Annotated in this window: 23 protein-coding genes and 1 riboswitch; of the genes, 18 read left to right on the top strand and 5 right to left on the bottom strand. The window is 42.4% G+C overall.

The window, feature by feature from the left end:
* Positions 1-80 precede the first annotated feature (80 nt).
* Positions 81-1109 carry a YdcF family protein gene (locus NML76_RS01560; RefSeq protein WP_118228198.1) on the bottom strand — a complete coding sequence of 343 codons (1029 nt, stop codon included), beginning with the start codon at positions 1107-1109 and terminating at the stop codon, positions 81-83.
* A 135-nt stretch (positions 1110-1244) separates the two neighbouring features.
* Here NML76_RS01560 and brnQ point away from each other — a divergent pair, with 135 nt between their 5' ends.
* The 3 genes from brnQ (at position 1245) to NML76_RS01545 (ending at position 4008) form a co-directional block, all read left to right on the top strand.
* Entirely contained in the window at positions 1245-2561 is a 1317-nt protein-coding gene (gene brnQ, locus NML76_RS01555; RefSeq protein ID WP_118228197.1) for a branched-chain amino acid transport system II carrier protein, read from the top strand.
* 154 nt (positions 2562-2715) lie between these two features.
* A complete protein-coding gene (gene ccdA2, locus NML76_RS01550) occupies positions 2716-3423 on the top strand; it encodes a thiol-disulfide oxidoreductase-associated membrane protein CcdA2 (protein ID WP_118228196.1) in 708 nt (235 codons plus the stop codon).
* A 21-nt stretch (positions 3424-3444) separates the two neighbouring features.
* Positions 3445-4008 (top strand): TlpA disulfide reductase family protein, encoded by a 564-nt coding sequence (locus NML76_RS01545; RefSeq protein WP_302851172.1) that lies wholly within the window; start codon positions 3445-3447, stop codon positions 4006-4008.
* Between the two features lie 37 nt (positions 4009-4045).
* Here NML76_RS01545 and NML76_RS01540 read toward each other — a convergent pair whose 3' ends face one another.
* From NML76_RS01540 to NML76_RS01530, 3 genes are read right to left on the bottom strand one after another with little or no spacing between them, the layout of a single operon-like run.
* Entirely contained in the window at positions 4046-5290 is a 1245-nt protein-coding gene (locus NML76_RS01540) for an NAD(P)H-dependent oxidoreductase (RefSeq protein ID WP_049507732.1), read from the bottom strand.
* 18 nt (positions 5291-5308) lie between these two features.
* The gene (locus tag NML76_RS01535) at positions 5309-5914 is read right to left on the bottom strand and encodes an NADPH-dependent FMN reductase (protein ID WP_254732515.1); all 606 of its coding nucleotides are present in this window, start codon (positions 5912-5914) and stop codon (positions 5309-5311) included.
* Positions 5915-5939: 25 nt separating this feature from the next.
* The gene (locus NML76_RS01530) at positions 5940-6863 is read right to left on the bottom strand and encodes an FAD:protein FMN transferase (protein WP_308219069.1); all 924 of its coding nucleotides are present in this window, start codon (positions 6861-6863) and stop codon (positions 5940-5942) included.
* Positions 6864-7087: 224 nt separating this feature from the next.
* Between NML76_RS01530 and nox the strand changes: the two genes are divergently transcribed.
* The 13 genes from nox (at position 7088) to ilvD (ending at position 22991) form a co-directional block, all read left to right on the top strand.
* Positions 7088-8464, top strand: coding sequence for a H2O-forming NADH oxidase (gene nox / locus NML76_RS01525; protein ID WP_003001563.1), 1377 nt, complete (start codon positions 7088-7090; stop codon positions 8462-8464).
* Between the two features lie 361 nt (positions 8465-8825).
* Complete coding sequence (locus tag NML76_RS01520; protein ID WP_214259908.1) at positions 8826-10370, top strand: ClC family H(+)/Cl(-) exchange transporter; 1545 nt, start codon at positions 8826-8828, stop codon at positions 10368-10370.
* Positions 10371-10480: 110 nt separating this feature from the next.
* Positions 10481-11353 (top strand): iron uptake system protein EfeO, encoded by an 873-nt coding sequence (gene efeO, locus NML76_RS01515; RefSeq protein WP_070661354.1) that lies wholly within the window; start codon positions 10481-10483, stop codon positions 11351-11353.
* Positions 11354-11358: 5 nt separating this feature from the next.
* A complete protein-coding gene (gene efeB / locus NML76_RS01510) occupies positions 11359-12564 on the top strand; it encodes an iron uptake transporter deferrochelatase/peroxidase subunit (protein ID WP_254732514.1) in 1206 nt (401 codons plus the stop codon).
* Positions 12542-14227: an FTR1 family protein gene (locus tag NML76_RS01505; RefSeq protein WP_254732513.1), complete on the top strand. Its 1686-nt coding sequence runs from the start codon at positions 12542-12544 to the stop codon at positions 14225-14227. The genes efeB and NML76_RS01505 overlap by 23 nt, the downstream gene beginning before the upstream one ends.
* Complete coding sequence (gene tatC, locus NML76_RS01500) at positions 14214-14933, top strand: twin-arginine translocase subunit TatC (protein ID WP_254732512.1); 720 nt, start codon at positions 14214-14216, stop codon at positions 14931-14933. The genes NML76_RS01505 and tatC overlap by 14 nt, the downstream gene beginning before the upstream one ends.
* Positions 14933-15130 carry a twin-arginine translocase TatA/TatE family subunit gene (locus tag NML76_RS01495; protein ID WP_254732511.1) on the top strand — a complete coding sequence of 66 codons (198 nt, stop codon included), beginning with the start codon at positions 14933-14935 and terminating at the stop codon, positions 15128-15130. The genes tatC and NML76_RS01495 overlap by 1 nt, the downstream gene beginning before the upstream one ends.
* A 652-nt stretch (positions 15131-15782) precedes the next feature.
* A complete protein-coding gene (locus tag NML76_RS01490; RefSeq protein WP_254732510.1) occupies positions 15783-16508 on the top strand; it encodes an alpha/beta fold hydrolase in 726 nt (241 codons plus the stop codon).
* A gap of 182 nt (positions 16509-16690) precedes the next feature.
* A complete protein-coding gene (gene guaC / locus NML76_RS01485) occupies positions 16691-17674 on the top strand; it encodes a GMP reductase (protein WP_021153179.1) in 984 nt (327 codons plus the stop codon).
* A riboswitch (purine riboswitch) is annotated at positions 17664-17759 on the top strand. Its footprint overlaps the gene before it by 11 nt.
* A gap of 89 nt (positions 17760-17848) precedes the next feature.
* Positions 17849-18430 carry a xanthine phosphoribosyltransferase gene (locus NML76_RS01480; RefSeq protein ID WP_254732509.1) on the top strand — a complete coding sequence of 194 codons (582 nt, stop codon included), beginning with the start codon at positions 17849-17851 and terminating at the stop codon, positions 18428-18430.
* Positions 18430-19692, top strand: coding sequence for a nucleobase:cation symporter-2 family protein (locus NML76_RS01475; protein WP_254732508.1), 1263 nt, complete (start codon positions 18430-18432; stop codon positions 19690-19692). Before NML76_RS01480 ends, NML76_RS01475 begins: the two co-directional genes overlap by 1 nt.
* A 110-nt stretch (positions 19693-19802) precedes the next feature.
* A complete protein-coding gene (locus NML76_RS01470; protein WP_061604233.1) occupies positions 19803-21146 on the top strand; it encodes an MATE family efflux transporter in 1344 nt (447 codons plus the stop codon).
* A gap of 126 nt (positions 21147-21272) precedes the next feature.
* Positions 21273-22991, top strand: a complete 1719-nt coding sequence (gene ilvD / locus NML76_RS01465) for a dihydroxy-acid dehydratase (protein WP_003016651.1) — start codon at positions 21273-21275, stop codon at positions 22989-22991.
* Between the two features lie 59 nt (positions 22992-23050).
* Here ilvD and NML76_RS01460 read toward each other — a convergent pair whose 3' ends face one another.
* Positions 23051-23233: a 4-oxalocrotonate tautomerase gene (locus NML76_RS01460; protein ID WP_001117401.1), complete on the bottom strand. Its 183-nt coding sequence runs from the start codon at positions 23231-23233 to the stop codon at positions 23051-23053.
* Between the two features lie 114 nt (positions 23234-23347).
* Here NML76_RS01460 and NML76_RS01455 point away from each other — a divergent pair, with 114 nt between their 5' ends.
* Positions 23348-23932 carry a thymidine kinase gene (locus NML76_RS01455; protein WP_003007269.1) on the top strand — a complete coding sequence of 195 codons (585 nt, stop codon included), beginning with the start codon at positions 23348-23350 and terminating at the stop codon, positions 23930-23932.
* 21 nt (positions 23933-23953) lie between these two features.
* The gene (locus tag NML76_RS01450; RefSeq protein ID WP_195227400.1) at positions 23954-24433 is read left to right on the top strand and encodes a GNAT family N-acetyltransferase; all 480 of its coding nucleotides are present in this window, start codon (positions 23954-23956) and stop codon (positions 24431-24433) included.
* Positions 24434-24442: the final 9 nt, after the last annotated feature.

Below are 24442 nucleotides of genomic sequence, written 5' to 3'. Positions count from 1 at the left end.
CAAAGATGCCAATCAACCACTGCGTCATATAGTTACTTCTATCAAGCATAGAAGGCTGGACAGTTTTTGCCCAGCCTCTTTTAGTTTAGATATTTAATGAAGAACTCAATCAGTTTCATGATTTGTGTAAAGAACCAAGGCAGAAATAGAAAAGCTAGGAAGGTAACATGCCATTTCCAATAAAGTGAAACCAAGCCAACGGTTTCTCGAATCCAAGCGGATGGGAGATAGTAAAAAGATGTTCTTGAACCGATACTTCGACCAGGTATTTTCAATCGTCTCATAAAGACACCTGCACGGAGCGCGTGAAATGAATTGGTTACTACAAGGACTCGCTTGCCAAGCCCCTCTTCTTCAAGGAGACGCTTGCTAAAGGTCAGGTTTTCAAAAGTAGTACGAGAGCGATTCTCGATGAGAATGGCGTCCTCTGGAACCCCATGTTCCATTAAGTATCTGGCCATAGCTTCCGCCTCAGCGATCAGTTCATCTGACCCTTGGCCACCAGAAACAATCAGCTTTGGTCGTTCCTTGAACTGCTCATAAATGGCCTTTCCCTTCTCAAGACGCTGGGCCAAGAGTGGGGGAACCTTGTCTCCGATCAAACCTGAGCCAAGGATGATGATGGCGTCTGGCTCTTTGCGAACCGGAAAGAGATTGCAAAAGGTCCCATAGGATACATAAGAGAGGTAGAGAAAGGTCATGTAAAACAGGGCAAGGTCAGTCAGATAAATGAGGATGTCATTCCCTGGGAAATAGGGTAGAAAATGAAGTGCCAAAGCTCCGATAATAAACAGCCCATAGAGAAGCGAGAGGAGGTTGGCCAGTCTTTTTCCTTCAAAAGCCATCATTTGACGGCCGTTAAAAAGGAGAAAGATAGATGAGAAAATAATGCTGAGAAAAACGAAGATGGAAATCACAACAAAGACAATAATTGCAATTTGTTGATTAAACCATAGCTCAGTTCGAACGACTAGGAGAAATGCAGAAATCAGTAGAAGAAGTCCTAGGTTTATCGAAAAGAGATAAGCATTGAAAAGCCTTCTGCGATCACTCATAAAGAACAATAAAAAGATAAGAGCTGGAAATAACCAGAATAGATATAGATACATGTTTTGCCCCTCGTAAAATCTTACATCCATTGTACCATAATGACTGATAAAAATAGCGGATTGTTCATACAAATAAGTTGCTTTCTTCAAATGAATTTGATAAAGTTAAGATTATCGTTTTTTTAAGGAGATCGTATGTTACGAAAAGGTTCCCTGACAGGTTTATTACTGTTTGGTATTTTTTTTGGTGCTGGAAACCTGATTTTCCCACCGACTCTTGGTGCTTTATCGGGTAATCAATTTTGGCCAGCTATTGCTGGGTTTGTCCTTTCAGGCGTGGGAATTGCCATTGTGACCTTGATTATCGGTACACTTAATCCCAAAGGATATATTGATGAGATTTCTCGTAAGATTTCACCTGTTTTCGCGATTGTATACTTAGTTGCGCTTTATCTTTCGATTGGTCCTTTCTTTGCCATTCCAAGAACGGCGACGGTATCTTTCGAAGTGGGGATAGCCCCCTTATTAGGTGGAATGAATGCCAGTTTAGCACTTTTCATTTTTACCCTGGTCTACTTTTTGCTAGCCTTTCTGATTGCTTTGAATCCATCTAAGATTCTAGATCGGATCGGTCGTATTTTGACCCCGATCTTTGCGATTCTCATTTTGATCTTGGTCGTTCTTGGGGCTCTGAAATACAGTGGACACGCTCCAATGGTGGCCACCAAAGCCTATCAGGCTTCTGCCTTTGGGCAAGGATTTTTAGAGGGGTACAATACCTTGGATGCCTTGGCATCTGTTGCCTTTAGTGTGATCGCAGTGACTACCTTGAATCAACTTGGATTTTCAAGTAAGAAAGAATATATCAAGACCATTTGGTTGGTTGGAATTGTTGTAGCCCTTGGTTTTAGTGTGCTGTATATTGGCTTAGGATATCTGGGAAATCATTTTCCAATTCCAGCTTCTGTTATGGCATCTGATACCAATAAAGGGGTGTATGTATTATCAGAAGCGACCAAAGCGATCTTTGGTCCGACTGCTCAGATTTTCCTAGCAGGAATGGTGACGGTAACTTGCTTTACCACAACAGCTGGTTTGATCGTCTCTACCAGTGAATTCTTCCATAGCACTTTCCCTAAGGTTTCTTACAAGGTCTATGCAAGTGTCTTCACTCTGATTGGTTTTGCGATTGCCAACCTTGGCTTGAATACCATTATTGCTTTCTCATTGCCAGTCTTGATGATTCTTTACCCAATCACCATTACCATTGTATTGATTGTGATAGTGAATAAATTTGTGGCTCTTTCAAAACCAGGAATGCAACTGACTATTTTCTTGGCCAGCTTGGTCTCTCTTGCAAGTGTTCTGGCAAGTACCTTTAAAATTTCACTAGTAGAAAAGGGGATTGCTTTGCTTCCATTTGCGGCTCAATCTCTTCCATGGTTAGTGCCAGTAGTCATCGGGATTCTTTTATCGCTCGTATTACCAAATAAACAAACGGCAGAAGAATAAGTTATATTAAAAACTCTAAAGGTTTGTGCTTTAGAGTTTTTCTTTTGAAACTAGTATCTAAATCCAAACTTTAGTAAAAAAACGTAGCAGAAATTTTTATTTTTTGTCAGTCAATGTTATACTGAATGTAGCATATCAATATACGGAGTGAACTATGAATCCAATCGTTTTTTCATTGACAGTTTTTCTTGCGGGTATTCTGTCTTTCTTTTCTCCCTGTGTCTTTCCTTTGCTTCCGGTTTATATTGGAATCTTACTAGGAAGTGATCAGGAAAAAGCTATCCAATTGTTCGGGAAAAAAATTCGCTGGCATGGCTTGCTGAAAACCCTTTGTTTTATTGCAGGTATTTCTGTTATTTTCCTCCTCATTGGTTTTGGAGCGGGCTTGCTTGGAAAGATCATGTACACCAATTGGTTCCGTTATCTGATGGGAGCCCTCATCATTATCCTTGGTCTTCATCAAATGGAAGTCTTTCATTTTCATTTCCTTGAAAAGCAAAAATCAGTAGATTTTGGAGCCAACAAACAGAAGAATGAATTGTTTTCAGCTTTTCTCCTTGGTCTTGGCTTTAGTTTTGGTTGGACGCCTTGTATTGGTCCAGTATTAGGATCAGTTCTTGCTTTAGCAGCATCAGATGGACAAGATGCTTTTATGGGAGCTATTTATCTCCTTGTTTATACATTGGGAATGGCCCTTCCGTTTTTACTCTTGGCCTTAGCATCTAGTCTGGTCCTACCTTACTTTAATCGTCTCAAACCCCATTTGTTATTGCTGAAGAAAATCGGCGGAGCTATCATTATTCTGATGGGAATTCTCTTACTTTTGGGACAATTGAACAGTTTGTCATCTATCTTTTCATAAAATAATCCGGAGGTATAACACATGATGAAAGGTATTAAATACGCTTGTTTCTCAGTTCTCTCTTTAGCTTTGCTGTCAGCTTGTTCCATGAATCAATCCAGTGAGAGTAGTATGGACAATCAGCCAACAATGAATACAACAACGAATATGAATCCTTTGGTAGGAAAAGACGCCAGTGACTTTGAACTAAAGGATATGAAGGGGAATACGGTCAAACTTTCAGACTATAGAGGCAAAAAAGTTTATTTGAAATTTTGGGCAACTTGGTGTGGCCCTTGCCGGCAAAGTATGCCTGAATTAGAGAAATTGGTCAAGGATACGGATAGAGACTTTGAAATTTTGACCATTATGGCACCAGGACTCCAAGGTGAAAAAACAGAAGAAGAATTCGTCAAATGGTTTGATCAACAAGATTACAAGTCAGTACCGGTCTTGTACAATCCAGATGGTTCTGCATTTGCGGATTATCAGGTTCGCTCTATTCCTACAGAAGTTTTTATAGACAGTCATGGGAAAATTGGACATGTCCAATTAGGGGCTATTTCAAACGAAGATGCTAAGAAGATCATCAAGGAGTTACAATAAAAAAATGAAGCACGAAGCTTCATTTTTTTCTAGTTTCTTAGTTGCTTGCACCAGAAGTGGCATCGGCATCTCCGTGCCCTCCGTCACCATGTCCTCCAGCATCAGAAGCACCAGAAGTTGCATCTGCACTACCGTGTCCACCAGCAGGAGCAAATGGACCGCTTCCGCCAACTAGACGTTGACCTGTTGTTTGCAGGTACCAGTCCAACCATGGTTTGAAGTTGAAGACAATCTCATTGATACCAGCGTAAGAACCATCTTCATAGTACATAGCTTGGTAGTTGTGAGTGTTAATCACGCCTTCAGGAGATCCTGGAACAATGGTCCGAACATAGTCTTGGTTACCGTTACGAAGGGTACCAATCACCCATTCCACGTTTTTCATACGTGCTGGTGGTAGGGAGCCGTGAACGGTTGACATCCGGCTTCCTGATTGAGGTGGCACGCGTTTAGCAAACATGGTATCTGGATCTTGATGGGCATTGTTGTAGTAGAGGAATTGGTTGTTATCATCGGCATAAGTCAATTCAAATGGCATAGCCTTCAAGAACATATCAATTTGGTTAACGGTTAGGATACCGTGGTCGAGTTTGACATAGGTATCGCCAGAAACGGCACCGGTGATTTCAGCTACTTTTTCTACCCAGTCTGGATCGTCAGGATCGACTTCAGTAACAGTTGTAGCGATTGGATGATTACAATCCAAGTCTTCTGGTTCAATTGGTTTTGGTTTTTTCAATTTCGATACAACCTCAACGTATTTCATAAAATTATCCAAGCAGGTTTCAAGGAATTTGACGGTTCCCTCGTTGATGATATTGCCGTTTTCGTCAAAAGCTTCTTTTGCTTTTCCTAGAAGGAATTCATTCCCTGGAAGAGTGTAAGCATTGACACCTGGAGCATCGAGGATCTTACGGAGGTGAACTTGCGCACGTGAAGTCCCTTGGTCATAGTAAGAAGCACCGACGATCATAACCGGTTTGTTTTCAAATGGATGCACCTCGAAAGAGAGCCATTCAAGAACAGACTTGAGAGCAGCAGAGATCGTATGGTTGTGCTCTGGAGTGGCAATGATAACACCATCTGCACGAGTGATTTTGTTATATAAGAGACGTAATTGGAAACTTTCGTCCCATTTTTCATCTTGGTTAAACATTGGAACTTCGTCGATTTCAAGAACTTCCAATTCAAATTTGATCTTAAATTGGCGGCGAATGAATTCCAAAAGTTTACGGTTATATGATTGATCGTAGTTCGATCCTACAAGTCCAACAAATTTCATTCTTTTCTGTCTCCTATCTTACAAGTTTTCCCAGTCAAATTCTTCAGCATCTTTGCGAAGTAATTCTTGGGCGTTGCGCAATTTGTCTGTGATTTTTACAAACACACGGAAATCATTGAAGACGGCATCTAATTTTTGAATGACATCTAAATCCACCAAGTCTCCATTTTGATCAAAGGATTGCAATGAATGAGAGAGCAAGAATTCATCTGGCAAGACATTCGCTTTAATTTCAGGAGCATTTAAGATTTGGCGAAGTTGGAGTTGGGCGCGTGAAGATCCCAACGTACCGTATGATGCCCCAGTAATCATGACCGGTTTGTTCAACAATGGGAAGACTCCGTATGAGAGCCAAGCGAGTGCACTCATCAAGACTGCTGGAATAGAGTGGTCGTATTCTGGAGTTCCAATAATGACCCCATCAGCTTCTTCAATTTTTGCAACAATATCTAAGACAGCTTCAGGAACTTGTTTGTCGGCTGGTTTGTTAAAGACAGGGATATCTTTAATTTCGACCAATTCGATCTCAGCCTTATCAGCAAAATGTTTTTGCATGTATTGAAGCAGTTGACGGTTTGTAGAACGTTTGGAGTTAGTCCCCACAATCGCAATAAGTTTTATCATGGAAAATTCCTTTCTGATAGGAGAATTATAAATAAGATTGAAGCCCACTTGTATAGGCGATCTTGCCTGATTGAGAAACCAATAAGGTATCTATACCAGGAAGTGATTCAACAGTGTTGAGGATAGAAGCAGGAGATTCCCCGAACAAGCGGGTAGTCCATATCTCCCCGTCTACGGATCGATCAGATATGATGGTGATACTGGCTAAGTCTGTCTCGACCGGATAGCCCGTCGCGCTATCAAAGATGTGGTGAAACGACTGGCCGTCCACTTCTAAATGACGCTCGTAGATGCCAGAGGTGACAATAGATTTATCCTTGACAGAGAGGACCAGTAGGTGCTGACCTCTTTTTTCGACTGGATTTTGAATGCCAATCCGCCAAGGTTGTTGTTTGACGGGATGTTGACCGACAGTGAGGATATTTCCTCCAAGATCGATCAAGGCATCTGTTACTCCCTGGCTCTTTAAAAAGGTCGCAATGCAGTCTGCACTATAGCCCTTAGCCAAGGCACCTAAATCGATCTTCATTCCAGGACGCATAAGAAAGACCGTATGGTTTTCTGGGTCGAGCTGAATTCGGTGAGGATCGATCATGGTCAGAGCTTGATTAATTTCCCCTTGCTGGGGACGTCTAGCATCTGAAAATCCAATTCGCCAGGTCTGTACAAGAGGACCAATGGCGATGTTTAAATGGCTGTTCTGAGCTTGACTATGCAAGGTTCCTAATGCAATCAGTTCAAAAAGATCTGGATGTACTTGGACAGGAGCAATACCAGCTTGGTGATTGACCTCCATGAGTTCAGAACTTGCATCATTAGCACTGAAGCGATGTTCGTAGGAGCGAAGAAGTTCAAAGCAGCGGGCTAAGAGTTCATTCGCTTGTGGGTGACAGATCGAAACAGTGATGGTCGTTCCCATCAAATGTTCGGATCGACTACTTAGGTCCACTAAAAATCTATCCTTTCCTATTTTCACTTACCTACAGTATATCAAAAAGATATCGTTTTCACAATCCTTTCAAGCATATTGTTTGACATTTTTTGAAACATGTGAAGTGGGATTTTCTGGAAAATTGAAAAAAAGATCACAAATTCTGAGCAAAATAATTGTAACCGATATCATTTTTATGATATACTCAAGAAGTAAATTAAATTAAAGGTAGGATTTATTCTATGAGTAAAATCGTTGTTGTAGGGGCTAACCATGCCGGAACAGCTTGTATCAACACTATGTTAGATAATTTCGGAAATGAAAATGAAATTGTGGTTTTTGACCAAAACTCAAACATTTCATTCCTTGGATGTGGGATGGCGCTTTGGATCGGTGAGCAAATCGATGGTCCTGAAGGTCTTTTCTACTCTGACAAAGAAAAATTGGAAGCAAAAGGCGCAAAAGTCTACATGAACTCTCCTGTTCTTTCAATTGACTATGACAACAAAGTGGTGACTGCAGAAGTTGATGGAAAAGAACACAAAGAATCTTACGAAAAATTGATCTTTGCGACTGGATCAACACCAATCATTCCTCCAATTAAAGGAGTTGAAATCGTTCCTGGTAACCGCGAATTCAAAGCAACTCTTGAAAATCTTCAATTCGTTAAATTGTACCAAAACGCTGAAGAAGTGATCGAAAAATTGAAGGACAACAGCAAACACTTGAATCGTATCGCCGTAGTTGGTGGTGGTTACATTGGTGTTGAACTTGCGGAAGCTTTCGAACGTCTTGGTAAAGATGTTGTCTTGGTAGATATCGTGGACACTGTCTTGAATGGCTACTACGACAAAGACTTCACAGACATCATGGCGAAAAACTTGGAAGACCACAATATCCGTTTGGCGCTTGGACAAACGGTTCAAGCGGTTGAAGGAGATGGTAAGGTAGAACGCCTTGTAACCGATAAAGAGACCTTCGATGTAGATATGGTTATCTTGGCTGTTGGTTTCCGTCCTAATACAGCTCTTGCTGATGGTAAGATCGAACTCTTCCGCAACGGTGCTTTCCTTGTTGATAAGAAACAAGAAACGTCACTTCCAGGTGTATACGCAGTTGGTGACTGTGCGACTATCTTCGATAACGCTCGTAACGAAATGAGCTACATCGCTCTTGCGTCTAATGCGGTTCGTTCAGGTATTGTCGGTGCCTACAATGCGACTGGTCATGAATTAGAAGGAATCGGTGTTCAAGGTTCTAACGGTATCTCTATCTACGGCCTTCACATGGTTTCAACTGGTTTGACTCTTGAAAAAGCGAAAGCTGCAGGCTTCAATGCCACTGAAACTGGCTTCAATGACCTTCAAAAACCTGAATTTATCAAACACGATAACTATGAAGTTGGTATCAAGATCGTCTACGATAAAGACACTCGTCAAATCCTTGGAGCTCAAATGGTATCCCGTGATAGCGCCATCTCAATGGCTATCCACATGTTCTCACTTGCGATTCAAGAACACGTGACGATTGATAAGTTGGCCTTGACTGACTTATTCTTCTTGCCACACTTCAACAAACCATACAACTACATTACAATGGCAGCTTTAACTGCTGAATAATAGCTAAAGTTCTATTAAAAACTTTCCTTAGGTGAGTACGGACGTCAGCGAACTTCATAGAAGTTCCATGACTAATTATTGAGCCTAAGGTCTCAATAATTCCGAGTGCCTGAAACTGTATTGTTTCAGGCACTTTTCTCACAGCGGAAAGTTTTGACTTTTCTTTATTCGTTCCATAATAAATAGAACATATTTATATTTCTTTGTAGAATTTCTTAACTTATTTTACTTGATAAAATGGTTTGTCTACATTCTAAACAAAACTAACAAGGGTGGTTTTATTTTTTTCTGTCTTTACATGTATTCAGAGGCAGTGAAATAAGGTATAATGAATAGGATAAGAGTTTGAAGGAGTTAGGGAATGTCTGCAAAAGAAGAAGCCTTTAAAAATGAATTTCAATTTGCATCTAGTTCAATTGTGGCCCATATTGTCAGAGGTGTTCTGGTTGGGATCGTTGTGGGCTGCATCGTCTCAAGTTTTCGCTTTTTGATCGAACATATTTTTCATTTCGTTCAAGGTGTTTACAAGGAGATGTCTGATCAACCACTCTATTTGCTGGCGATGCTGTTGGGGTATGGGGTGATCGTACTGATTGCTGGTCGCCTCATTCGCACCAATCGGGATATCAAGGGATCAGGAATTCCGCAAGTCGAAGCGGAACTCAAGGGCCTCTTGGCGGTGAGCTGGTGGGATACCTTGTGGAAGAAGTATATTCTAGGTGTCTTGGCCATCGGAAGTGGTTTGATGCTTGGTCGTGAAGGTCCTAGTATTCAATTAGGAGCAATGGGTGGAAAAGGAGTGGCCCATCATTTGAAGGTCAGTCCGGTTGAGGAGCGATCTTTGATTGCAAGTGGGGCTGCTGCTGGCCTTGCCGCTGCCTTTAATGCACCTATAGCGGGGCTCTTATTTGTGGTTGAAGAGGTCTACCATCATTTTTCACGTTTCTTTTGGATTTCGACCTTGGCTGCTAGTTTGACGGCTAATTTTATTTCACTCAATGTCTTTGGTCAAACACCAGTGCTTCATATGCCACAAAATATTCCACCTCTCCATCTGTCTCAGTACTGGATTTATCTTTTTCTTGGAGTCTTTTTAGGGGCAGCAGGTTATGTCTACGAAATAGTGGTTCTCAATATCGGTCGACTCTATCGTTTGCTAGAGAAGATTTTCCATGTTCCTTCTCATTATCCTTCTTTATTTGCCTTTGTCTTGATTCTTCCAATCGGCTATTTTCTTCCTCAGATTCTTGGTGGTGGTAACCAATTGGTCTTGGATTTAGCTCGAGTACCGTATCCAGTGCTGACCATCCTTCTCTATTTTGTGATCCGTTTCATCTGGAGTATGTTGAGCTATGGTAGTGGCTTACCAGGTGGCATCTTCCTGCCCATACTAGCATTAGGATCACTTTTAGGGGCCATCGTTGGAACCTTCCTCCAAAACATTGGCTTTATCTCTCAAAATCAGTTACCTCTTTTCATTATTTTAGGTATGAGTGGGTATTTTGGGGCTATTTCAAAAGCGCCTCTGACAGCTATGATCTTAGTAACAGAGATGGTCGGTGATATTCGCAGTTTAATGCCCCTAGGCATGGTGACCTTGCTGGCTTATATGATCATGGATCTCTTCCATGGAGCGCCAGTCTATGAAGCCATGCTCGAGCAATTGTTACCGGATAAGGCGCAAGAAGAAGGCGAGTTGACTTTAATTGAGATCCCTGTATCAGAAAAGATCGCAGGAAAGCAAGTCCATGAACTGCACCTCCCTCAAGATATCTTGATTACCACCCAAATGCGAAGCGGTAAGAGCTATACGGTCAATGGTGCAACCCGCTTGTATCTGGGTGATAGCATCTTTGTGGTGGTTAAAGAATCCGAAATCGGACGGGTCAAGGATATTCTTTTGTAAAAGAAAGATTCTCAGAAATGTTTTTCTATTATTAAATTTTCAGACAATTATTGAAAAATGAGAAAATATCTGGTAAAATAAGGGCAAGAACAAGTGAGGAGAAGTCTTTCATGAAAAAATATAGTCTACTCTTATTGAGTGTTGCTCTTTTAGCAGGGTGTGCAAATTCTACTAGCAAACAGTCGAGTCAAAAGACGCAAACCAGCTCAACAGTACAGTTGTCAAAGGCTGACCAGAAGACTTTGGACAATGCGACAGCTGAATACAAAGACTTTGTTGAAATGCAAATTGACCAATTGCTCAAGGATACAGAAGGATTCCGTGCTACCCTAAAAGACGGTAATTTGGAAGAAGCCAAAAAGCAATATCCCTTGATCCGTATGGCCTATGAACGTTCCGAACCGATTGCTGAAACTTTCGGGGAATCGGATGTCAAGATCGACTACCGCTTGGTGGATTATGTGGATGAAAATAAATCAGAAGATGGCTGGTCAGGTTTCCACCGGATTGAGCGTATCCTTTGGGAAAACAATACTACAGATGGAACAGACAAATACGCTGACCAACTGGTGAACGATATCAAGGAGTTGAAAGCTAAAATTGCTACAGTAGAAGTCACACCGGATATCATGTTGACCGGAGCTGTCGATCTACTCAATGAAGTGGCAACGCAAAAGATTACAGGTGAAGAAGAAGTCTTCTCTCATACAGATCTTTACGACTTCCGTGCCAACATTGAAGGGGCTGAAAAGATCTTCTCTCTCTTTAAACCCTTGATTGAGAAAAAAGATGCCAAATTGGTTAAAACCTTGGAAGCAGAATTTAAGAATGTGAATGCTTTATTGGACAAACACATGACAGATGATTCAAACTATAAGTCTTATACAGATTTATCAAAGGAAGATACCAAGGAATTGGCAGAAGCTGTGACCAAACTCGGTGAACCTTTGTCTCAAATGGGTGTGATTTTAGATGGGAAATAAGAAAAATGGCTGACGAAAAATTTTTAGATAAAAAAATGGACCGTCGTGAATTTCTTAAAAAAGCAGGTATCGGAGGGGCTGGTCTAGCGCTAGGTCTCTCTGGTGCATCTGCTTTTTTCGCTAATCAAGACAGTTCCAGCAAAAAAGCTTATGATGGGGATGAAGACATCTCCTTTTATGGCAAGCACCAAGCAGGAATTACGACGGCCATGCAGAAGGCTTGCTACTTGGTGGTATTAGACCTTCACACGACAGACAAAAAAGAAGTCATCCAGCTCTTTAAAGATTGGACCGATTATAGTAGTAAATTAGTCGAAGGAGAGTTGGTCAAAAAAGATGGGGCCAATGCCCTCTTGCCACCAACAGATACAGGTGAAACAGTAGGACTTAACCCCTATCGCTTGAGCCTGACTTTTGGGGTTTCGGCTTCCTTTCTAAAGAAACTGGGCTTGGAGTCCAAACGTCCGAAACTCTTTCGTGATTTGCCCCCATTTCCAAAGGAGCAGTTGCAGGACAAATATACAGGTGGCGATATCGTCATTCAGGCCTGTGCAGACGATGAGCAAGTAGCCTTTCATGCGGTGCGAAATCTGATTCGTAAGGGTCGCAATACCATTACCATGAAGTGGAGCAAATCCGGTTTTGCGGCCATTGGTGACCGAAAAGAAACGCCCCGCAACCTCTTTGGTTTCAAGGATGGAACAGCAAATGTCACGACGGAGAAGGACTTTGATAAGGTCGTCTGGACTGACAGCAAGGACTGGATGAAGGGTGGTTCCTATATGGCTCTTCGCCTAGTGCAAATGCACTTGGAAACTTGGGATCGGACCAATTTGCAGGAGCAGGAAAATACCTTTGGTCGCTACAAGGAGTCCGGTGCTCCCTTTGGTAAAACCAACGAGTTTGATGAAGTAGATTTATCTAAACTACCAGTAGATTCACATGTCCGTTTGGCCAAAGAAGTGGATCGACCGATTTTACGGAGGTCATATTCCTATTCGGATGGCATCAATGAACAGACTGGGCAATTTGATGCAGGTTTGATTTTTATCGCCTTTCAAAAGGATCCGAACAGCTTTGTCAAAATCCAAACCAACTTGGGTGCGGTGGATAAAATGAACGAGTACATCACCCATATCGGAAGTGGACTCTTTGCTTGCTTTGCAGGCGTTGAGGAAGGAGGGTATCTTGGTCAAGCACTCTTTGAATAAATTCTTGATCCTGTTAGGCCTTCTTGCCTTGTTCTGGACTCATCCAGTGGCTGCGGACTCTTATAGCAATCTCTTTATCAAGATCACGGATGCAACAACCGCTGTACAAAATAAGGACCAGAAAAAGGCCAAGGAATTGATTGCTGAGATTCAGTCTGATTTTGAATCCAAAGACCACCATGATTCCAAGGCAGGGAAAAAAGTTAGCCAAGCCCTGGCTATAAAAGGGGAGGTAACTAAAGACGATCTCACCAAGATCTCATCAGCCTTGCTAGCTTTTGAAAAAGAGCAAAATCCGGTCGATTTAGAGGCGGAAAAAGACAAACTCGTTAGTCGCCTCGCACCTTTTTTTAAGAACCTACAAGAGGCCATTACAGCTAAGGATCTGGATAAAACGCGTCAAACCTATGCAGATCTTAATAATACATGGACGCGAAACGAAGCGGTGGTAAGAGATCACAGCACAGCCTACTATGGCAAAATCGAGACGGCCATTTCGCTCTTGCGCAGTAGTATTGAAACAGAGCCCACCGATTTCACCAACATCCAGTCCTCTTATAATGACCTCAAAAATGGGATTGATGCCTTTGTAAAAGGAGAAGCCATTAGCAGTGCCAGTACGGATTTGACGTTGAACGATGGGATCAAGCTTTTGGAGAAGGCACTAAGCCAATTTCAATCCGGCGACGATAAGTCTGCTGCAGCGACTATGAAGCAGTTCATCACGATCTGGCCAACTATCGAAGGGGATGTCAGCACGACCAATCCCACTCTCTACACGCGCGTAGAGAGTGAATCTCCGGTTATTATGGTCAAGGGGAAAGAAAAGGCCTATCAAGAGAAATTACAAGCCTTGATCAGGGACCTTTCTGCGATCGATACGACTGCTTCTTACAACGCTTTTGATGCCATGTTGATTCTTCTGCGTGAAGGAGTAGAAGCCCTTCTGATCGTTATGGCGCTTGTGACGACCCTTAAGGCTGCTAAGATGAGGAAAGGCCTCAAATGGGTCTACGGTGGAGCCATTGCTGGTGTTCTTGCCAGTGCAGCGATCGCTCTTGTTTTGCAAGTAGCCTTTCCAGCCGTTACTTCGGGGTCTAACCGGGAAATCATTGAAGGTGGCGTTGGGATTTTCGCTGTAGTCATGATGATTCTCATCGGAATTTGGCTCCACAGCAAGTCCTCTGTCAAACAGTGGAATGCCTTTATGGACCGTCAAATGAAGACCGTGACGGCTACAGGAAGCTTTGTCTCTATGTTTGCTCTCAGTTTCTTAGCAGTCTTTCGTGAAGGGGCTGAGACCATTCTATTTTATGTCGGGATCATTCCTCGGATTACAACTGCGAATTTCTTACTGGGAATCGGGCTTGCTATAGCTGTTCTTATCATCATTGTAGTGGCCATGACCAAGGCTAGTCAAGCTATCCAACCTCATCGAATCTTTTTCATTCTGACTTGGTTGATTTACGCTTTGGCCTTCAAGATGCTCGGTGTCAGCATCCACGCCCTTCAGTTGACCAATATCCTACCTAGCCATTTGGTCAATGGACTTCCAACCATCGATTGGGCGGGTATCTATCCAAGCTGGGAAGTTCTTCTTCCTCAATGTATCTTTGTGGCCTTGATCGCACTTGTTACGGTGAGACAACATGGCAAAGAGTAGAGCAGATGAAATGACCATTGTTGAACATTTGGTCGAATTTCGAAAACGATTGATCGCAGTGGTCTTATGTTATATTATCGTCTTTCTGGTGGCTTTTGTATTTGGAGGAGAGCTCTACCAAGCCTTGACGGCTAGCCTGCATCAAAAACTGCTGGTACTGGGACCGAATGATATCCTCTGGATCTATGTATCGCTGGCTAATCTCACAGCTTTTAGCCTGACCTTGCCCTTTATTGTCTACCAGATTTGGCAATTCGTAAGACCGGCTCTGAAGGAGAAAGAGGCGCGTGCAGTCTTTGCCTACATCCCAGCTAGCTTTATTTGCTTTGTGTTGGGACTTGCATTTGGTTATTTCTTTGTTAGCCCAGCTATTTTAGAGGTCTTGATGCGCTTGGGAGAAGGGCTGTTTGATACCCAATTGACGGCACAAAATTATCTAACCTTCTTATGGCACACCACCTTGCCTTTAGGGGTCTTGTTCGAGTTACCAGTTTTGGTCGCTTTTCTGACCTCGATTGGGCTCTTGACACCACAGTTTTTAATAACCTACCGACGATACGCATACTTTGTCCTGCTGGTCTTAGCCGTCGTGCTAACCCCTGCAGACTTTATCAGTGACTTTGCCATGACACTCCCTTTGATCCTCTTATTTGAAGTCAGTGTCGCCATCAGTAAAGTCATCTATTCAAGAAAAAGGAGAAACTAATGGGAATTTTACGTGATATTGGAGCACCAGGATTGATCATCATCATCCTCGGCGCCCTCTTGATTTTTGGACCAAAACGCCTGCCTGAGTTGGGCCAGTCCATCGGTAAAATGTTTACTGAATTTAAGACAGCTGTCAATAAAGGCAGTGAAGAAGCCGATCAAGAAACCAAAGAAGCTAAAGAAGAAAAAGAATAATCAGACAATTTTCAAAATTCTATTGAGTTCGATTGCATAAAAAGGTATAATAAGACAAGTACTTGCAATCGACGAAGGAGGAAACCATGATTATTACGATTTTGTCACTCATTTTCTATTTCAGCTATATCGGATTCTTATGCTGGTTGGTCGTAAAAATTGTCGAAAAATTGTTCAATTTCTTGTTGAACCGTTAATAAAGAAACAATCCATTTCACCCCGAGTGAGTGGATTTTTTGTGTCTCGTTCATTCGGAAAGAAGCAAATAGAAAGAGAGAATTCAATGGTCTCAGATTGAAGACAAGTCGTATCAAAAACTTTCCTTAGGTGAGTACGGACGTCAGCGAACTTCTCCGAAGTTCCATGACTTAGTTTTGGACCTAAAGTTCCAAAACTCCCGAGTGTTAGAAACACGATTGTTTCTAAAACTTTTCTCACAGCGGAAAGTTTCGATATTTTCTTAACTTATTATACTTTAAGATAGTTTGTTTACATTCTAAGAAACAGTGCGGCCTCTTTTTACTTATCTAATTTCCCTAGCTATTGACTAACTTGAACTTCAAACTGTATTTCGGTATGATAGTAGATAAAGGATGACTAAATATGTATAGCTTTCATAAGCTTTTAATCTTATAGAAAAGGGACAAAACACATGCAGTTTTATTTTATTGGTGGCCTAGGTGGTAATAGCTACCATCTGGCTCCGCTTATTGAAGAGCTTGGCTTTCCTGTGACCTTTCTAGATCCCTATAGGGAAATGATTCAGACAGAAAACGATCTTTGTGCTTGGTTTCAAGGTCGGATTGGCCAGGCGGAAGAGATCTGTTTATTAGGGCATTCCTTGGGTGGAGATTTGGCTCGTTATCTGGCTGCCGAGTTTCCTCAGATTCGAGCTCTGATTCTCCTGGATGGGGGTTATCTGGATATGGAAAAAATCCTGCCTCTTGAAGAAGAACTAGAAGGAACGGCGTCTTTCATGCAGCAGCAAGTTTTTGCGACTTTAGAAGAAGCTGTGTTATCCGAACTTGGTGATGGAGCAGATCCTACTCCTATAGCGCCAAAAGCGGTAGAGGCTAGCTATCGTTGGAATCCAGCGAGTGAACAATATGAATTAAATCTGGATCTCGAAAAGGTCATGGCCTTATTGCGTCTACGGCGTCAGATGAAGACTTACCAAATTCCACTGGCAGACCTATCTGTCCTCTTTATTGGACCTCGGTACCAAGAAGAGCCTGAATGGCGAAAAGAAGCTCTGAAGCAACTAGAACCCCAGATCAAGCAAGTCTTGCTAGAAGGTTTGGGGCACGAACTGTATACAGAGGCGCCTGAAATTGTAGCTAGAGAAGTGAACAATTGGCTCCAAAATGTTCATAAATAAAACCTGTTTCTCTTTTTGAAACGGGTTTTTGTCTTGTAATTTCCGAACGTTATTTCCTATAAAATCATTCCCATTGCATTAGGTCCGTATCTTTGGTATAATCTATCAAGGAAACGTCAAGAGACGTAGCGATGCGCTTGCGCATAGGTAGGTCAGTTTTTAGAAAAGAGATTTTTCAATCTATGTTAAATGAATTTCCTATTTTCGACTATGAAGATATTCAGTTGATTCCCAACAAATGTATCATCAATAGCCGGTCAGAAGCAGATACAACCGTCCAATTTGGAAAGCATACCTTCAAGCTTCCAGTCGTTCCTGCCAATATGCAGACAATCTTGGATGAGAATGTAGCAGAGCAGTTGGCGCGTGGTGGTTACTTCTACATCATGCACCGTTTTGATGAAGCGGGACGGATTCCTTTTGTCAAACGCATGCATGATCAAGGTTTGATCGCTTCCATTTCAGTCGGTGTTAAGGAATACGAATACGACTTTGTGAGTCAATTAAAGGCAGATGCTCCTGAGTATATCACTATTGATATCGCACACGGTCATGCGGATAGTGTCATTCGGATGATTCAACACATCAAGAAAGAATTACCAGATACCTTTGTCATTGCTGGAAATGTTGGAACACCTGAAGCTGTTCGTGAATTGGAAAATGCGGGAGCTGATGCGACTAAGGTCGGGATTGGCCCTGGTAAGGTTTGTATCACCAAAGTTAAGACTGGATTTGGTACAGGTGGTTGGCAATTGGCTGCTCTTCGCTGGTGCTCAAAAGCAGCGCGTAAGCCAATCATTGCGGACGGTGGTATTCGGACCCATGGTGATATTGCCAAATCGATTCGTTTCGGGGCGTCTATGGTCATGATCGGTTCTCTCTTTGCAGGCCATATCGAAAGTCCTGGTAAAACAGTAGAGATTGATGGAGAGTCTTTCAAAGAATACTATGGATCTGCTTCCGAGTACCAAAAAGGCGCTTATAAGAACGTCGAAGGTAAGAAGATTTTATTGCCTGCCAAGGGTCATTTGCAAGACACCTTAACGGAAATGGAGCAAGATTTGCAAAGTTCGATCTCGTATGCAGGAGGCCGAAAATTAGCAGATTTGAAACATGTTGACTATGTGATCGTTAAGAATTCTATCTGGAATGGCGATGCACACTAATTGAATTACTTATTTATTTCACGAATAGGCGTGATGTTTCTACAAGGTGCCGGAACACCTAACAATAAGTAAGTCGGGATTATTTCTCTTTCTAGAGGGATTTCAAGGCTTGCTTAGCAGGCCTTTTTGTGTTTTGTGAATGAAGTAGAGGATTTTAAAAAAGTAGGAGGAAGTATGAAATTACTTGAAGAACGCATCTTAAAAGATGGCAATGTTTTAGGTGAGAATATCCTCAAGGTGGACTCCTTTTTGACCCACCAAGTGGATTTTAAATTGATGAAAGAAATTGGTCAGACTTTTGCGGATCGGTTCAAAGATGCTGGCGTGACGAAAGTCGTAACCATTGAAGCATCTGGAATTGCACCAGCCCTTTATGTAGCAGAAGCCTTGGATGTTCCCATGATCTTTGCTAAGAAGGCGAAAAACATCACGATGAATGAGGGCATCTTGACGGCTGAGGTTTATTCCTTTACCAAGCAAGTGACCAGCACCGTTTCAATTGCTGGTAAATTCTTGGATCCAACAGATAAGGTTTTAATCATTGACGATTTCCTTGCAAATGGTCAGGCAGCCAAAGGCTTGATTCAAATCATCGAACAAGCTGGTGCTCAAGTCGAAGCGATTGGGATCGTGATTGAAAAATCCTTCCAAGATGGACGGGGATTGTTAGAAGAGTTGGGATATCCAGTTGTATCCCTCGCACGTTTGGACCGTTTTGAAAATGGTCAGGTTGTATTTAAGGAGGCAGACATCTAATGCAAAAACAAGAAAGCCATTCACAGGCGGCCATTCTAGGCTTGCAACACCTTTTGGCCATGTATTCGGGATCTATTTTGGTGCCGATCATGATCGCAGGAGCTTTGGGCTATAATGCTCATCAACTAACCTATCTCATCTCTACAGATATCTTCATGTGTGGGGTCGCAACTTTCCTTCAAGTGCAGCTCAATAAATACTTTGGGATCGGTCTTCCGGTAGTCCTTGGGGTTGCCTTCCAGTCTGTAGCACCTCTCAGCATGATCGGTGCTAGCCATGGTAGTGGTGCCATGTTTGGTGCCTTGATTGTCTCAGGGATTTATGTCATCCTTGTCTCTGGTTTCTTCTCTAAGATTGCCAATCTCTTCCCATCAATTGTAACGGGATCCGTTATTACCACCATTGGTTTGACCTTGATTCCAGTAGCGATTGGAAATATGGGAAATAATGCGCCAAAACCAACCGTTCAAAGCTTGATCTTGGCTGTGGTGACTATTCTCATCATTTTAGTCGTTAATATCTATACGACTGGCTTTATCAAGTCTATCTCTATCTTGATTGGCTTGATTGCAGGGACAGCTATTGCGGCTTCTATGGGCTTGGTAGACTTCACACCTGTATCGCAAGCACCAGTGGTTCACGTTCCAACGCCATTCTTCTTTGGAGCTCCTAAGTTTGAAATCACCTCCATCTTAATGATGTGTATCATCGCAACAGTTTCTATGGTGGAATCAACAGGTGTCTATCTCGCTCTTTCTGATATTACCAAAGATCCAATTAATAGCACGCGCCTTCGCAATGGTTACCGTGCTGAAGGGTTGGCCGTTCTCCTCGGTGGTATCTTCAACACCTTCCCTTACACCGGATTCTCACAAAACGTTGGCTTGGTGAAATTGTCGGGTATCAAGACCCGTCTTCCAATCTACTATGCGGCTGGTTTCCTTGTTCTTCTTGGTCTCCTTCCTAAGTTTGGAGCTTTAGCGCAAATCATTCCAAGTCCAGTTCTTGGGGGAGCGATGCTAGTCATGTTTGGTTTTGTGTCAATTCAAGGGATGCAGATCCTTGCGCGTGTTGATTTTGAACACAATGAGCACAATTTCTTGATCGCTGCTGTATCGATTGCTGCAGGGGTTGGTTTGAACAACAGCACTCTCTTCAATGGCCTTCCAACAGGATTCCAAATGTTCTTTGCTAACGGAATTGTCGTTGCCAGTGTCTTAGCGATCGTTCTCAATGCTATTTTAAACCGCAATAAACACTAATCTCACATGAACCGGAGGTCCTTGGATCTTCGGTTTTTTTGACTTTTAAGGAAACATATAGTAGAGTGGAAGAGGAGAGAATCTTATTTGATGAGAAGAGAGTTAGAATCATGTATTTAACCTATCACTTTAAAGAGCGCTTGCGCTTGTTTTTGAGTTTATTTTTGCCGATTTTAATCTACCAATTGGCCAATTATTCAGCCAGCTTTGTCGATACAGCCATGACCGGTCAGTACCGGACCCTTGATTTGGCTGGTGTTTCTACAGCTACCAGTCTGTGGAATCCATTTTTTACTTTCCTGACAGGGATTGTCTCCGCACTGACGCCGATTGTTGGGCATCATTTAGGCAAGGGAAATAAAGAACGGATTGCTGGCGATTTTTACCAATTCCTCTATATGTCATTTGGTATGGCCATTCTCTTAATAGGCTTTGTTTGGGGCATTGCACCCATGATTCTCAAGCAGATCGGTTTAGAAAATGTTGTTGCCCAAATAGCCATTCGCTATTTATATTTCCTTTCTCTAGGAATCTTACCTTTGTTGCTCTTTAGTATCGTGCGGACCTTCCTCGATACTTTGGGAATGACGCGTCTATCCATGTACTTGATGCTCTTGCTTTTGCCTCTCAATGCTTGTTTTAACTATATCCTGATCTATGGGGCATTTGGTTTTCCTGAGATGGGAGGAGCAGGAGCAGGTCTTGGAACCTCTCTGGCCTACTGGGTCTTGTTGGCCATTGCGGTTTTGATCTTGTGCAAGCATCCCAAGGTAGCACCTTTCCAATTGTGGAAGCCACAGCCTTATGATTTTAAAGGGATGAAAGAAGTATTGCGACTTGGGCTTCCAATCGGTGGAATTGTTTTTGCAGAAGTTATCATCTTCTCGCTGGTTGGTTTGTTAATGGCAAAATTCCCATCACTTACCATTGCGAGTCACCAATCAGCCATGAATTTTTCAACCCTGATGTATGCTTTCCCGGTTAGTATCTCCAGTACCATGGCGATTATCGTATCTTACGAACTGGGAGCAGGAAGACCAGAAGTGGTCAAACAATATTGCCGTTTGGGACGACTGACAGCCTTTGGCTTTGCGATTGTCACCCTCGTCTTTCTCTATACATTCCGCTTCCAACTGGCAGGGCTATACGGCAAGGACCCAGTCTTTGTGCAACAAACAGCTATTTTCATGACCTATAGCCTCTTTTTCCAAGTAGCCGATACCTTCGCAGCACCCCTACAAGGGATTTTGCGGGGCTATAAGGATACAACGGTTCCTTTCTTATTAGGAGTCTTTAGTTATTGGTGCATTTCTATCCCACTAGGGATTTTCCTTGACCATGTGACCAACTTGGGTCCATATGCTTATTGGATCGGCCTTATTTCTAGCCTTGTCGTAAGTGGAATTTGTTACCAACTTCGGCTCTGGCAGATCGAAAAAAAGCAAACAAACTAAAAAGAAGTCTGGGAAACCAGGCTTTTTGTGTACCGTGAATATTATAAATTTTCTGAAAGTTCTTGACAATTGATGTCAAAGTGGTAAGATTAGGAGGTAGAAATGAAGAACTAGAAGGAGAACAAGATGAGAAGTGATATGATCAAAATGGGGATCGACCGAGCACCAGCGCGTGGTCTCCTCTATGCAACAGGGCAAGTAAAATCAGCAAAGGATATGCAAAAGCCCTTTATTGCCATTTGTAACTCCTATATTGATATCGTTCCAGGCCATGTCCACCTGCGTGAATTAGCAGATGTTGCTAAGGAGGCTATCCGCGAGGCTGGTGGGATTCCTTTTGAATTTAACACCATCGGTGTCGATGATGGGATTGCGATGGGCCATATCGGGATGCGTTATAGTTTGCCATCTCGCGAGTTGATCGCAGATGCTGCTGAAACAGTCATCAATGCCCACTGGTTTGATGGTGTTTTCTATATTCCCAACTGTGATAAGATTACACCAGGAATGATTTTAGCAGCCATGCGGACCAATGTGCCAGCCGTATTTTGTTCTGGTGGACCCATGAAGGGCGGCGTTGACATGACGGGGCATCAAGCGACGCTCTCAAGTTTGTTTGAAGCTGTAGGTACTTATCAAGCTGGTGATATGAGCATGGATGAGCTGGATTTCTTGGAAAAAAATGCCTGTCCAACTTGTGGCTCTTGCTCTGGTATGTTTACTGCCAATTCCATGAACTGTTTGATGGAAGTATTAGGCCTTGCTCTTCCAGGAAATGGTACCATCCTAGCTGTTTCAGATGAACGCCGGGAATTGGTTCGTCAAGCAGCCAAACAATTGGTAGAGAATATTAAAAAGGGTATCCGTCCACGGGATATCGTGACCAAAGAAGCCATCGATGATGCTTTTGCGCTCGATATGGCCATGGGTGGTTCAACCAATACGGTGCTTCATACGCTCGCTATTGCGCGTGAAGCGGGGATTGATTATGATCTCAAAGATATCAACGAGATTGCCAAGAAGACACCTTATCTTTCTAAAATTGCCCCTTCAAGTGTTTACACTATGCATGATGTCCATGAAGCTGGTGGTGTACCAGCCATTATCAATCAGTTGATCAAAAAAGGAGCCATTAAGGGTGATCGTATCACAGTTACTGGTAAAACCTTGAAAGAAAACGTAGCTGGCGCTGAAATCAAAAATGAAGAAATTATCCATCCAATTGAGCATCCTATTTCACCTGTAGGTGGTTTGTCGATCCTCTATGGAAATATCGCTCAGGATGGAGCTGTTATCAAGGTCGGTGGGGTCGATCCATCTGTGACCACTTTCCGTGGTAAAGCTATTTGTTGCGATTCACAAGATCAAGCCCTTGAGTTGATTGACAATGGAACTGTCAAGAAGGGCCATGTCGTTGTCATTCGTTACGAGGGTCCTCAAGGTGGACCTGGTATGCCAGAAATGTTGGCACCAACCTCTAAGATTGTCGGACGCGGTCTTGGTAAGGATGTGGCACTGATTACGGATGGTCGTTTCTCAGGAGCTACTCGTGGGATTGCTATTGGTCACGTTTCTCCAGAAGCAGCAGAAGGTGGGAATATCGCCTTAATTGAAGATGGGGATGAAATCGTGATTGACCTACCAAATCGTACCCTTGATCTACTTGTCGATGATGCAACTCTTGCTGAACGTCGCAAACATTTGAAACCTTTCAAATCAAAAATCTCCAGCGGTTGGTTGCGTCGCTATACAGCCTTTGCCAAATCAGCTAATGTCGGCGGAACCTTGATGAGTGACGAAGAATTCGAAGAACGGAAAGCAGAACGTCAAGCCCAAGAAAAATAAGAAAAAACCTTTCCTGCTATGTGATATCACAAGCAAGAAAGGTTTTTTTAGTGGAACCATTATTTGGTGCGCATTTCACCTTGAGGGAAGTAGGTTCCTTCAGGCATATCATTAATGATAACGTGAACAGCTGACTGAGGAGCGCCAGTATTGCGGACAACAGCTTCGGTTACTTCCTTGGCCAAGGCTTTCTTTTGTTCCAAGGTGCGTCCTTCAAATAGGTCAATTCGTACAAATGGCATATGGCCACCTCCTAAATTTTTTATAGGACTATTTTATCACATTTTGGGATACAAAGCTTAGCAAAATTATGGTAAAATGATAATGAAACACATTTTAGAGAGAACAGAAGGAAAATGGCACAATTATATTATAAATATGGGACCATGAACTCGGGGAAAACCATTGAGATCTTGAAGGTGGCCCATAATTATGAAGAGCAAGGCAAGAGCGTCGTCATCATGACCTCGGCAATCGATACACGAGATGGAGTAGGAGTAGTTTCTAGTCGGATCGGTATGAAACGAGAAGCCGTTGCAATTGAAGACGATACGGATATCTTTGGCTTTATTAAAAACCAAACAATCAAACCTTACTGTGTGTTAATCGATGAAGCTCAGTTTTTGAAACGCCACCATGTCTATGACTTGGCAAGAGTCGTGGATGAACTGGATGTGCCGGTTATGGCTTTTGGCCTCAAAAATGATTTCCGAAATGAACTCTTTGAAGGTTCCAAACACCTCCTCTTGTTAGCCGACAAGATCGAGGAGATCAAAACCATCTGCCAATACTGTTCCCGCAAGGCAACCATGGTCTTGCGTACCCAAGCAGGTAAACCTGTCTATGATGGAGAGCAGATCCAGATCGGTGGACACGAGACCTATATCTCCGTTTGCCGCAAGCATTATTTTAATCCAGACATTCCAACTGAAAGCGTCTAGAACGTTTTAGAGAGGATAATAATGTCTATTTGTTTAAAAGATATTACAATAGAGAATTATTTTGACGTTTTAAATCTAGAAGTTCATCCAAACCAAAGGAATTTTATTGCATCCAATTCCATTAGCTTAGCTGAAGCCTATGTATATGATAAAAATGGTGATTTTATAGCTCCCTTAGCAGTTTATGATAAGGAAGTATTAGTTGGTTTTGTTATGATTGCCTATGACCAGAAAATTGGAATCAGCAAGGGGAACTACTTGTTATTTCGTTTTATGATCGATAAACGATTTCAAGGTTTAGGCTATTTTAAACCGACTATGGATGCAGTCATTGACTTTGTTCGAACAGAGCCAGCTGGAAAAGCAAGAAGTCTTTGGTTATCTTATGAACCGGAAAATAATCAAGCGAGATCTTGCTATCTCCATTATGGATTTAAAGAAACTGGCGAAGTCATAGAAGACGAAATTGTAGCAATCTATGATCTAACAACCAAGAATTAAGGAGCAAAC

Source organism: Streptococcus sp. CF8_Ac1-9 (genome assembly GCF_024295565.1).
GTDB classification, from domain to species: Bacteria; Bacillota; Bacilli; order Lactobacillales; family Streptococcaceae; genus Streptococcus; species Streptococcus parasanguinis_X.
This window is presented reverse-complemented; position numbering and strand designations above follow the sequence as displayed.